Genomic DNA, 12,030 nt, shown 5'->3' with positions numbered 1-12,030 from the left:
CTTCAAGGTCGCGCGCCGCGACGGCCAGGAGCTGAACGCCTCGCCGGAATTCGACGACTGCGCCCGCCTTGCGGCGCAACACGGCGTCTCGATCAAGGCCGTGCAGGCGGCGGCGATCAAGAGCCGGGGTCAGTAGCCGGTGGCCAGTTGCCGGTTACCGGTTGCCGGTTGCCGGTTGCCGGTTACCGGTTACCGGTTACCGGTTACCGGTTACTGGTTACCGGTTACTGGTTACTGGTTACTGGTTACCGGTTACCGGTTACTGGCTACCGGTTACTGGTTACTCAATCAGATCTCCGCGTTCCCGCAGGCTCGCGTAGCGGCTCTCCGCCACGATGATGTGATCCAGCACGGTGATGCCCATCAGATCGCCGGCGCGGATCATCCGCTTCGTCAGCGCCACGTCGTCCGCGCTCGGCGCCGGGTCGCCGGACGGATGGTTGTGGAACAGCACCAGCGCCGAGGCGCCGGCGATCGCCGCGGCCCGGAACACGTCGCGCGGATGGACGATGCTGGCGTCGAGCGTGCCGACCGACAGCAGCGTCGTGCGGGTGACGCGGTGCTTGGTGTCGAGCAGCAGCAGCCCGAAGTGCTCGACCGGCAGCGCCCCGAACTGCGGCACCAGCAGCTGCGCGGCATCGACGGCGCACAGGATCTGGGTGCGCTCGCGGCGCGGCCGGACCAGCGTCCGCCGTCCGGCCTCGATCGCGGCGAGCAACTGCGCCGCCCGGGCGCAGCCGATTCCGGGCACGCCGCGCAGGTCGTCCGGCGTGGCGCGGGCGAGGCCGTGGAGGCCGCCGACCGCCGCCAGCACCGCGTTGGCAAGGTCCAGCGCGCCGGCGCGCGGGTCGCCGTGCCCGAGCACGATCGCGAGCAGCTCGTTGTCGCCCAACCCGGCCGCACCGACGCGCTCGAGCTTCTCGCGCGGCCGATCGTGCGGCGCGACACTCTTCATCGGCGGCCGCGCTCCCCGGCGGCTTCGCCGAACGTCCCCGCGGCAATGCAGATATACTTCGAGGTTGTGCGTCGCCTGGCGATCATCGCCGTTCTGCTCTCCGTCCTCACCGGCTGTTCCGGCCCCCCACAGAAGGAAATCGATCAAGCGCGGAGCGCGCTCGACGCGGCGCGCGGCGCCGGCGCCGAGCGGTACGCCTCGGCCGAGTACGCGGCGGCCGCGTCGTCGCTCGACAAGGCCAACGCCGCCGTCGCGCAGCGCGATTACCGGCAGGCGCTGAACTACGCGCTCGACTCGCGCCAGCGCGCGGTCGAAGCGGAGCGTCAGGCGGCGGACGGCCGCGCGCGCGCCAAGGCGCAGACCGAAGCGCTCTACGGCGAGGTGGCGTCGATGACCAACCGCCTCCAGACCGCGCTGCGCTCGGCAGAAACTGCCGTCCCTGCCAAATCGCTCCGCGCCGGGCAGGCCTCGCTGCGCGATGCGCGGGCACACCTGCAAAAAGCGAGCGCGGCGATAAGTGCAGGGAATTTCGAGGAGGCGACGAAACTGCTCACCGATGTACGCGGAAAGGTCGAACCGGCCCTGACGAACGTGCAGAATATTCCGCGCGCGAAGGACACCCGGGGCGCGCGGCGGATCCGGAAGGACTAGGCGATCCACCGCCCGTCGAAGACGATCTCGGCCCAGCCGGTCAGAAACAATCCCGCGCTGTTCCACTCGACGCGCTGCTCGCCTCCCGGTGAAGCGACCTGCACGTCCCGCGGCGCGCCGCCGTACGACATCGCCGCCACTGCCGCGGCGCACGCCCCCGTGCCGGACGCCTCCGTCGGACCGACGCCGCGCTCCCAGATCAGGATCCGCACGCGGTTGGGCGGCTCCACCGAGGCCAGCTCCACGTTGGTCCCCTGCGGGAACGCGGGATGAATGGCGAGCCGCGACGCCAGGGCGTGCAGGCGCGCCTCGCTGACCTCGCCGAGGACCACGCACTGCGGGTTGCCGACGCGCAGCGTCACCGCCTCCACTGCCGCGCCGTCGACGTCGATCGTCCGTTTCGCGATCTGTTCGGGCTGCCCCATCGCGGCGCGAAACGTGAGGCGGCGCCCGCCGGTTTCGAGCAGCTCGAGCGATTTGATCCCGGCGTCCGTTTCGATGTCGATCGACCCGCCGGGCCGCAGGTCTCTGACCTTCGCCAGCCACGCGGCAAGACATCGCACGCCGTTGCCGGACACTTCGGAGTAGCTGCCGTCGGCGTTCAGCAGCTGCATCCGCGCGCCTCGCGGGCCGTCCGCGTAGGTGATCATTCCGTCCGCGCCGATGCCGCGATGCCGATCGCAGAGGTCGCGCGACAACTGCGCGCGATTGGCGCCGGGAGGGACGTCCTGCTCCTGGATCAGCAGGAAGTCGTTGCCGTAGGCGTGGGCCTTGACGAGCTTCATCGTCACTTCGTGCAGAACGCCAGCAGGTGCCAGCCGAAGCGGCGGACCCAGCGGCGCGGCAGCGCGTTGAAAGCGCCGACGAAGACGGTGTTGAACAGCGTGCCCTTCCAGCCGCCGTGCAGCCGCGACTTCACCGGGAACCGCTCCGCGACGATCCGCACCTCGCGGAAGCCGGTCAGGAGGCCGCGGAACTCGCCGGCGCTGTAACGGCGCAGCACCGGGGCGTCTTCGTGCTCGAGCGGCACCTTCATCACCTTGGAGAGCGCGTTCAGCCACGACAGGCGGTTGTAGACCTGGAACACGGCGGCGCCCCCCGGCTTCAGCACGCGGCGGCATTCGTTCACCAGCGCGCGATCGCCCGACGTGTACTGCACGACGCCGTGGGCGAACACCAGATCGAACTCGTCATCCGCGAAGGGCAGCTGCTCGCCGTCCGCTTCGCGCAGATCGGCGGTGAGCCCCTGTTGCGCGAAGTTCTGCCTCGCCAGGGCGATCGCCGAGGAGGAGATGTCGACGCCGCTGACGATCGCGCCGCCGCGGGCGAAGCGCATCAGATCGGTGCCGGCGCCGCAGCCGACGTCGAGCACTTTCCGGCCGCGATAGCCGTGGAAATCGATCAGCCGCGGGAGGTGGTGCAGCTTCTCGAAGTGATACTGGTCGAGATCGGCGAAGAACTCGCGCGTGCCCGGCGCGTGCGTGCTGATGTCGAGATCGTGGATGTGGTGGTTCCAGTAGTCGCGGACCGCGGCGTTGTTTGTCATCCGGTGAGGCCACTATAAGATACCTCGCTGATGCAGGCGCGGGACTTCGACGCTCTGGGATCGACGGCTTACGACGTCCTCGTCGTCGGCGGCGGCATTCACGGCCTGGCCACCGCGCTCGATGCGGCCGCGCGCGGACTTCGGGTCGCGCTGGTCGAAGCCGGGGATTTCGCCGCCGCTGCATCGTTCAACCACCAGCGCACCGCGCACGGCGGTCTCCGGTCCCTGCAGTCCGGCCGTCTCGGCCACGCGCGCCAATCGATTTACGAGCGGCGCGCACTGGCGCGCATCGCGCCGCGGCTCCTCCGGCCGCTGCCGTTCATGGTCGGCACGTATCGCTCGCTGATCCGCAGCCGGCTCGCGCTGCGCGCCGCGTTCCGGCTGGATCGCTGGCTCGGGCGCCATCGCAACGACGGGCTCGAGCCGGAGCTGCACCTGCCCCCCGCCAAGCTCGTTTCGCGCGCGGCGACGCTCAAACTGTTCCCTGGCATTCGACAGGACGGGCTGACCGGCGGCGCCAACTGGTACGACTATCAGATCGTCCACACGAACCGGCTCGCCATCGCCTTCGCGGAGGGTGCCGCCGCCCGCGGTGCGCGGCTGTTGAACCACGCCAGTGCGGTTGCCGCCCTGAAGGACCCCGGCGGCCGTGTGACGGGCATGCGGGTTCGTGACGGGCTCACCGGGAACGAGATCGACGTACACGCGCGGGTCACCATCAACTGTGCCGGCGCAGGCGTCAACCGGGTCCTGGCGCTCTTCGGCGTCCGCCGCGAGATTCCGCTTGCGAAGGCGATGAACCTGGTGACGTCGAAGCCGGCGAGCGATATCGCGCTGGCTGCTCCCGCCGGAACCCGGACCGGGAAGGCAGGCCGATTCCTCACGCTCGTGCCCTGGCACGGGCGAGCGCTGATCGGCACGTGGCATTCCCACGATTTCAGGACCGCCGCCGACCTCGGCGTGGACGAAGCCGAAGTCGCCGAGCTGGTCGACGCGGCAAACAGCGCGTTCCCGGCGCTGAAGATGACGCGCGGTGACGTCACCCTGGTGCACCGCGGGATCGTGCCCGCCTTCGCCCAGCGCGCCGGCTCGGGCAGGCCCGCGCAAGCCGAGCTTCTGGCCTCGCCGAAATTCTTCGATCATGCGCGCGACGGCGTCGCCGGTGCGATGACCGTCGTCGGCGTCAAGTACACGACCGCGCGCGCCGTCGGCGCGCGCGCCGCCGCGCTTGCCGCGAAGGCGCTCGGCGGCTCGACCCGGACCAGCGATACCGCCACGGCGATGCTTCCGGGCGCCGGCATCGCCGATCATGAGGCGCTCACCATCGAAACCGCGCGGGCGGTCGGGCTCGAGCTGGCTCCCCCCATCATCCGGCGCCTCACCGGCATCTACGGCGATCGCTGCGCCGCGATCGTGCGGCTCATGGCCGAGCGCAGCGATTGGCGCATGCCGCTCGTACCGGGGCGGCCGATCGTGGGCGCGGAAGTGGTTCACGCGATTCGCGCCGAGATGGCGTGCACGCTTGCCGATGTCGTCATCCGGCGCAGCGAACTGGGCGCGATGGAGCACCCGGGGGACGACCTCGTCGCCGCATGCGCGCGGATCGCGGCGGAGGAGCTCGTGTGGGACGCGGCGCGCCAGGAGGCAGAGGTAGCCGCGGTGACCGCGTTCTACGCCTGAGGCATTCGGTTTGCAGCGTCGCCGCCCGTGGGGGTGGTGACGGAGATCGCGCGACGCTGGAGCACACGAGGGCTGCGCTCCGCATTGCGGAACGTCGCCGCCGAAGCGCAGATCATGCGCCGGCACCGCGCGGGGCTGCGGGACGCGCGGAAGTTCGGCGAGGCCCGAGGGCTGCGCATCCAGCTCGGATCCGGAGGACAACCGAAGCCCGGCTGGGTGAACGTCGATCTGACCGCAGACGCCGACCTGCAACTCGACCTGCGGGAGCGGTTGCCGTTCCGTGACGACGCGGCGGCGATCGTGTACGCCGAACACGTACTCGAGCACCTCGTCTACCCGGGAGAGGTCCGGCACCTGCTCAGCGAGGTGCACCGCATCCTGGAACCGGGCGGGGTGGTGAAGCTCGTCGTGCCCGATGCCGGACGGGCGCTGGAGGCCTACGGACTGCGTGAACGCGACTTCTTCGCCGCGCGGCGCGTGCGGTCCTACCTGACGGAGGAGCCGCCGACGCCGATGCACATCATCAATTACATCTTCCGGCAGGATGGCCAGCATCGGTACGCGTACGACGAGGAGACGCTGGCGCAGGTGCTCCAGCTGGCCGGATTCGTCAACGCGCGCCCCCGTCCGTTCGATCCCGAGATCGATTCCGAGCGCCGGCGCGGCGTCAACAGTCTCTACATGGAAGCCGAGAAGCCTACTTCCGCTCGATCGCCGGCACCCTCCCCGCCATCGCCTTGTTGAACGCGGGGATATCGACCGCCTGCAGCCTGTCGAAACCGGACCGCGCTTCCTTGAGGTCCTTTTCGATGACCTCCAGCACCTGCATCTGGGTATCGGTCGGCTTGTAATCGATGCTCCCCGCTTCGTCTGACGCGCCCTGGCCGACGCCGCCGCTGAGCCAGATGAGGTTCATGTAGACCTTGTAGGCCTCGGGGAAGTACTTGTCGTCGCTGTGAATCTCGGACCGGGACACCAGCAGGTTCTCCACGTCCCAAATCTTCTTGTCGAGCTCCCTCAGCGATTTCAGGACCGCCGGCTTCTTTTCGTTCGCCTTGATCTGATCCTCGATCTGCTTGCGCCAGATCTCCATCGTGTTGACCATCTCGGAGGTCAGCGTCAGGTTGTCGCGGATCCGCATCTGCGTCGCGCTCGAGGTCTGCAGATCCTCGATCGACGAGGCGATCGCCGGATCCTTGATGACCTCGAACGGCTGGCTGTGCGTGGTGCCGTCGACCGTGAACCGGACGGTGTATTTGCCCGGAGCCGCCATCGGGATCCCCGTCTGCGGCGTGATGCCCCAGTGAGTGATCCGGCGGACGTCCGTGTTCTGGAACCGGGCTTCCTCCCAGATGTGCGGATTGTCCGGCGGCGTCGTCCGCAGCTCCACCAGCCTGGGCGGATCCATCAGCAGGTCCCAATTGATGCCGTTCATGCCGGCGCGTGCGGAGACCATCTGTGTGCGGATGACCTTGCCGGACGCGTCGACGATCTCCATTTTCACCGGCGCGGACGGCGCGGCGGCCAGCGCGAGCTGGAAGTGCGGCCGCCCGAACTGCGTGAACACGCTCCGCGCCATCCGGATGATCGGCGCCGGTTCGTAGAGCTTCGTCGTCCCGGGCGGAGGCGGCAACGGCGAACCGGTCTGCTCGAGCAGCGTGATGTTCGGCAGGATGTAGAGGCCGCGGCCGTAGGTCGAGACGGCGACGTCGTGGAACCGCGGTTCCACGGTGATCCAGGTGACCGGCGCGGGCGGCAGCCCTTCCCTGAACCGCGTCCACGTGCCGCCGTCGTCCAGCGAGTAATAGAAGGCGCGGCCCGTGCCGGCGAACAGCATGCCCTTGCGGTTCGGGTTGCCCGACATCGACAGCACGTAGTCGAGAGGATGGCCGGTCGGAATGTTGCCGGTGACCTTGGTCCAGCTCGCGCCGTAGTCGGTCGTCTTGAACATGTAGGGCTTGCGATCGTCCATCAGGTGGTACGACACGGCGACGTAGGCGGTCGCGGCATCGAACGTCGAGGGCCAGATCTGATTGAACGCGCCCCACTCCTTCAGATCGGGAAAGTTCCTGGTCAGGTCGTTCCAGGTCTTGCCGTTATCCCGCGTGTTCCACATCTTGCCGTCGTTGGTCCCGGCCCAGATCAGTCCCTGCTGGATCTTCGAGTACTCGATGCTCCACACCACCTCGCCGTTGTACTGGCCGAGGTTGTCGCCGACGATCCCGCCGTTCGAGACGATGCGCGACGGATCCCTGGTCGAGAGATCGGGACTGAACTCGGTCCACGACTGCCCGCCGTTGTCGGTCTTGAGAATCAGCTGGCAGCCGTACAGCACGTTTTTCGTGTCGAACGGATCGATCGCCATCGGCGACGTCCAGTGGCAGCGGTACTTCGTCTCGTTGGGCGGTGAGTCCAGCGTGACCATCCAGGGCTGGATGGATCGCGCCGTCCCGGTACGCGCGTCCCAGCGCGTGACCTTGTTGCCGTAGCAGCTCGCGTAGACGATGTCGGCGTTGCCCGGGTCGGGAATCGTGAAGCCCGACTCGCACCCGCCGATGTTCGGCTGCCACGCGAGCGCCGGACCGCCGCGGCCGCGGCCGCCGCCGAATCCGCCGCCACGTCCGCCGCGCCCGGCGGCGGGCGGCGCCGGCATCGTGCTGCCTTCCGGCAGGCGTCCGTTCGCGGTGTCTTCCGACACCGTCGCGGGTCCGCGCATCGTCCCGTCGTCCTGCCGGTTGCTGTAGATCCAGTACGGCACGCGGTTGTCGACGTGTACGTGGTACATCTGCCCGTTGGGAATGCGGATGCTCTGCGGGCCGTTCGGCGTGTTGATCGAGGCGCCGCCGTCGTCCACCGTGATGTAGCGCTTGGGATCCCTGGGATCGATCCACACGTCATGGCAGTCGCCGCAGCTCGCCTGCCCCTGCACGAACGGGAAGGTGCCGCCGTTGCCGCTGAAGTTCTTCCCGCCGTCCTGCGAGCGGTGCATGCTGCTCGACATGATGAAGATGTCGTCGGGGTTCTGCGGGTTGACGACCATCCGGATGTAATAGCCGGCGCGGCCGATCAGCGAGCGATCCCAGCTCACGACGCGCCAGCTCGCACCGGCGTCGTCCGAGCGCCACACCGATCCCTGGTTCGCGGTCTGAATCAGCGCGTACATGCGGCTGCTGTCCGACGGCGCGATCTGGACGTCGACCTTGCCGACCGGCGGCTTCGGCATGCCGTTGGTGATGCGGGTCCACTTCGCGCCGCCGTCCCGGGTGATGAACACGCCGCTGCCCGGGCCGCCGCTGCGCTGCACCCAGGTCTTCTGCTCCGCCTGCCATGTGCCGGCGAGCAGGATGTCGGGGTTCTTCTGATCGATCGTGAGGCCCGAGCATCCGGTATTGCCGTCGACGAACAGCACGCGCTGCCAGTTGACGCCGCCGTCCGTCGTCTTGAAGACGCCGCGCTCCTCCTGCGGGCCGGTCATGCGGCCGGTCGAGCACACGTAGACGATGTTGGGATCCTTCGGATGGATGATGACGCGCGCGATGCGTCCCGTCTCGCGCAGTCCCATGTGCTTCCAGGTCTTGCCGGCATCCTTCGAGACATAGACGCCGTCGCCCATCACGTCGCTGTAGCGGATGACCCACGGCTCGCCGGTGCCGACCCAGACGATGTTCGGATCGGTGTCGGCGACGGCAATCGCGCCGATCGCCGCGACCGGCTGGTCGTCGAAGATCGGCGCGAACGTGGCGCCGGCGTCGGTCGATTTCCACACACCGCCTGACGCGGAGCCGAGATAGTAGACGTTCGGATCGCCGGGAACGCCGGAGACCGTGGCGATGCGGCCCGCGGCCGCGGGGCCCATGTAGCGGAATTTGAGCGGCTCGGGCGTGCTCGACTGCTGCGGACCCGCGGGCCCTCCGCCGCGCTGCGCCGACCCGGCGAGGGAGAATGCCGCCGCGCACACGACGGCCAGGGAGAAGGTGCGCCATGAGAGCTTCATGGCGGGAAACTATAGCAGGTGGATTCCGCCTTCCGGCGGAAGATCCGGCGTCTACGGTACGGTGAAACCCTTGAACACCCAGGTCGCGCCCGCCGTGATCCCGAAGCCGGGGTCGCGGGAGGTGAGGCCGAGGAGGACGCCGGCGTCGAGACGGACGGTGCCGCGCGTGATCCGGCCGCCGATGCGGATGGTCGAGCGGCTCTCCGTTCCCGCCGGGGCCGTTCCGCTGCGCGTCGTCGCGCGGCCGTTCAGCTCGCCCACCACTTCGATCCCCTCGCGCACCGCGCGCGCCACCGACAGCCCGTACAGCAGAACGTCATTCTGATTGTCGCCGCGCGTCGGGTCGCCGAGGATGCCGAGGCCGACGTTGCCGACGACGCGGATCGATCGGACGGTCTTGCCGACCAGGACCTGCGCGTGGAAGTCGGTCGTGTCGAGGCCGAGTCCGCTTTCATTGCTGGCGTTCGGAAGCTTGGTGGCGAATCGGACGCCGAGCGCCGGCCGCGACGCGGTCTCCCCCAGGATGCGGATCTTCGTGGCAAGGACGATGTCCTCGACGTCCGTGGTGCTGGAGCCGGAGACGTCGAGTTGATCGGCGAGCGGCGCGGCGCCGACGCCGGAGCGGACGATCGACAGCCGGTTGTAGATGCCGCCGTCGATCTGCAGCTCGGCGATGGAGCTGATGCCGAGGCTGACGCCGAGTGTCGGCAGCCGCAGCAGATTGCCTTGGAGGCCGGAGGCCGGATAGAGGATGTCGCGGCTGATCTCGAACCCGCCTTCGAGCAGGACGAGCCCCGCGCCGATCACCTCCGGATCCTCGGTCACCAGTGGCCGCTGCTGCGCCGCCGCGGGCGTCGCGACGAGCGCGGCCGCCAGAACCATCCAACCCAATCGACGTCGTCGTGTCATGTCACCTCCAGGGGGTCAGGTCTGTAAACGGGCAGAACCGGGTGCCAGGTCTGCGAAGGCGCAAAGCCGGGTGCCAGGTCTGCGAAGGGGCAGAGCCGGGTGCCAGGTCTGCAAACGGACGCAGCCGGGTGCCAGGTCTGCGAACGCGCAGAAACCGGGTCAAGTCTACTTACGAACCAACTTTAGAGGGATTTCAGGGCGGGCTGCCCAGGCGTCCGTCCGCAGACCTGTCCCCGGGACGCCCGTTTCCAGACCTGTCCCCGGAGCGCCCGTTTCCAGACCTGCCCCCGGAGCGCCCGTTTGCAGACCTGACCCCGGAGCGCCCGTTTGCAGACCTGACCCCGGGGCGCCCGTTTCCAGACCGGACCCCGGAGCGCCCGTTTGCAGACCTGACCCCGGGCGCAGCAGCAGGTGCCGCGGGTTCACGTTACCGAGCGCTTTCAGGATCGAGCTCTTCACCTCCGGGTGCTCCACCTCGAGCTGCGCGATCAGGCGCTTCATCCGCTGCCGCTGCAGACTGAGGTCGCCGCACGCCGGACAGCAGCAGCCGATAATCGGCAGATTCGCTTCCTTGGCATACGCGCGCGCTTCCGACTCCAGCACATAAGCCAGCGGGCGGATGACGACGTGGCGTCCGTTGTCGGACACGAGGCGCGCCGGCATGGCCTTGATGGCTCCCTGGAAGAAGACGTTCAGCAGCAGCGTCTCGATGAAATCGTCGGCGTGGTGGCCGAGGGCGATCTTGGTGGCACCGACCGTGGCGGCCAGGCGATACAGAGCCCCGCGGCGCAGCCGGGCGCACAGCGAGCACGGCGTCTCGCTGGTGTCGAGGATCTCCTCGATGGTCTCGCCGATGCTGGTGTGCTCGACGTGGAGCTCCCAGCCCCGGGCGGCGCAGGTGTCCGTGAGCTTGTGATGCTCGTAGCCTTCGTAGCCGGAGTCGATGTTCACCGCGACGATCGAAAAATCGATCGGCGCCCGCTTCTGCAGCACGTCGAGGATCTGGATCAGGGCCCAGCTGTCCTTGCCGCCGGACAGGCCGACCATGATGCGATCGCCGTCCTCGATCAAGCCGTGATCGGTGATCGCGCGGGTGACCTTCTTGGCGATCCGGGTTTCGAGTTCCGACGCGTAAGCCATAGGATTCTTCCGCCTGAAGGCAGACGCCGCACCTTTAAGCGACGGCGCGTTTCAGGAGGCCACTCGCGTGGCTCCCACCTTCAGGTGGAAGTCATTGTACGACGAGCTGTCGGACGGTCGCGGGCCACGTCAGCCGTGTGCCGGCCGCGTGGGCCGCGATGCCCATCCGCTCCGCCAGTGCCGGATCGTCAGACAGGAGCCGCATCGCGCGCGCGATCCCTTCCGGGGTGGGGTCGCAGACGAACCCGCTGACGCCATCCTCGACGAGCTCGGCCGGCCCACCCGAGTCGCGACAGGTGACGACGGCGCGCCGGGACGCGAACGCTTCGACGGTCACGAACCCGAAGTCCTCTTGAAAGGGCGGGAACAGCACGGCACGGCAGCCGGCCAGCCGATCCAGCAGCTGCTCTTCAGTGAGCCGGCCCGGGAACGTCACGCGGTTGGCGACCCCGAGCTCGGACGCGAGCCGCTCGAGCGGGCCGCGCTCCTCGCCATCCCCGGCCATCGTCACCTCCAGGCCGGCGCCGTCGGCGGTCGCGAGGGCACGGACGACGAGGTCGGCGCGCTTCAGCCGATCGAGCCTGGACACGAACAGGAAGGCAGGCCCATACGGTTCCGCGCGATACGCGCGCTGCGGCGCCGGTGGATAGAGGACCGTCGACCGCAGCGACGGCCACATCGCCAGCCGTTGCTGGATCGTCCGCGACTGGACGAACAGCCTCGTCACGTTCCGGGTGAGCAGGTAGCGGTCGGCCGCGTGAATCGCGCGGCGGCGGAGCCGTTCCTTGATGAGGCCCTGCGGGCTCAGCGTCGCGCTGAATCGCGGCCACAGGTCGTAGTACTCGCGCATCGTGTGATTGAGCCAGCACACGTGCCGCGGATGCCGCACGGCGTAGCTGGGGTACCGCAGGCTGATCACCTGGTCGATCCTCCGCCCCTCGCTCGAGGTGACATCGGTCAGCCAGGTCGCCGCATACGAGGAGGCCTGGCGCCCGAACCGGTTCTGGGGGGTGACGACGATGTGCGCGTCATGACCGGATTGGCGCAGCGCCTGCGTCAACTCCCGCGCGATCACCATGTGGCCGCCTTCGGCCATCGGCGGGCTCGAGGTGACGACCGCGATCCTCATTGCGGACGCGCTTCGAGCATCGGCTT

Annotated in this window: 9 protein-coding genes and 1 pseudogene; 3 read left to right on the top strand and 7 right to left on the bottom strand. The window is 68.7% G+C overall.

Features of this window, described 5'->3' with window-relative positions; all coding sequences use genetic code 11:
• Positions 1-280: 280 nt before the first annotated feature.
• Entirely contained in the window at positions 281-955 is a 675-nt protein-coding gene (gene radC / locus VFK57_00685; protein HET7694200.1) for a DNA repair protein RadC, read from the bottom strand.
• A 66-nt stretch (positions 956-1,021) separates the two neighbouring features.
• On the opposite strand from radC, the gene VFK57_00680 reads away from it, so the two are divergent.
• On the top strand, positions 1,022-1,606 hold the full coding sequence (locus VFK57_00680) for a DUF4398 domain-containing protein (GenBank protein HET7694199.1): 585 nt from the start codon (positions 1,022-1,024) through the stop codon (positions 1,604-1,606).
• Here VFK57_00680 and dapF read toward each other — a convergent pair.
• On the bottom strand, positions 1,603-2,391 hold the full coding sequence (gene dapF / locus VFK57_00675; protein ID HET7694198.1) for a diaminopimelate epimerase: 789 nt from the start codon (positions 2,389-2,391) through the stop codon (positions 1,603-1,605). The genes VFK57_00680 and dapF overlap by 4 nt on opposite strands.
• 2 nt (positions 2,392-2,393) lie before the next feature.
• Positions 2,394-3,152, bottom strand: a complete 759-nt coding sequence (locus VFK57_00670) for a class I SAM-dependent methyltransferase (protein ID HET7694197.1) — start codon at positions 3,150-3,152, stop codon at positions 2,394-2,396.
• A gap of 30 nt (positions 3,153-3,182) precedes the next feature.
• On the opposite strand from VFK57_00670, the gene VFK57_00665 reads away from it, so the two are divergent.
• Positions 3,183-4,832, top strand: coding sequence for an FAD-dependent oxidoreductase (locus VFK57_00665; protein HET7694196.1), 1,650 nt, complete (start codon positions 3,183-3,185; stop codon positions 4,830-4,832).
• 27 nt (positions 4,833-4,859) lie between these two features.
• Positions 4,860-5,576, top strand: coding sequence for a methyltransferase domain-containing protein (locus tag VFK57_00660; protein HET7694195.1), 717 nt, complete (start codon positions 4,860-4,862; stop codon positions 5,574-5,576).
• Here VFK57_00660 and VFK57_00655 read toward each other — a convergent pair.
• From VFK57_00655 to VFK57_00640, 4 genes and pseudogenes are all read right to left on the bottom strand, one after another.
• A complete protein-coding gene (locus VFK57_00655) occupies positions 5,530-8,826 on the bottom strand; it encodes a hypothetical protein (protein HET7694194.1) in 3,297 nt (1,098 codons plus the stop codon). The genes VFK57_00660 and VFK57_00655 overlap by 47 nt on opposite strands.
• Before the next feature lie 51 nt (positions 8,827-8,877).
• A complete protein-coding gene (locus VFK57_00650) occupies positions 8,878-9,735 on the bottom strand; it encodes a hypothetical protein (protein ID HET7694193.1) in 858 nt (285 codons plus the stop codon).
• Between the two features lie 165 nt (positions 9,736-9,900).
• A pseudogene (gene ttcA / locus VFK57_00645) lies at positions 9,901-10,878 on the bottom strand (tRNA 2-thiocytidine(32) synthetase TtcA).
• An 88-nt stretch (positions 10,879-10,966) separates the two neighbouring features.
• Positions 10,967-12,030: glycosyltransferase (locus VFK57_00640; protein ID HET7694192.1), on the bottom strand; the 1,064-nt coding region annotated here is incomplete at its 5' end.

It is taken from the genome of Vicinamibacterales bacterium (genome assembly GCA_035699745.1).
Classification (GTDB): domain Bacteria; phylum Acidobacteriota; class Vicinamibacteria; order Vicinamibacterales; family 2-12-FULL-66-21; genus JAICSD01.
Note: the sequence above shows the minus strand (reverse complement) of the source record. Positions and strands in the feature narration are given on the sequence as shown.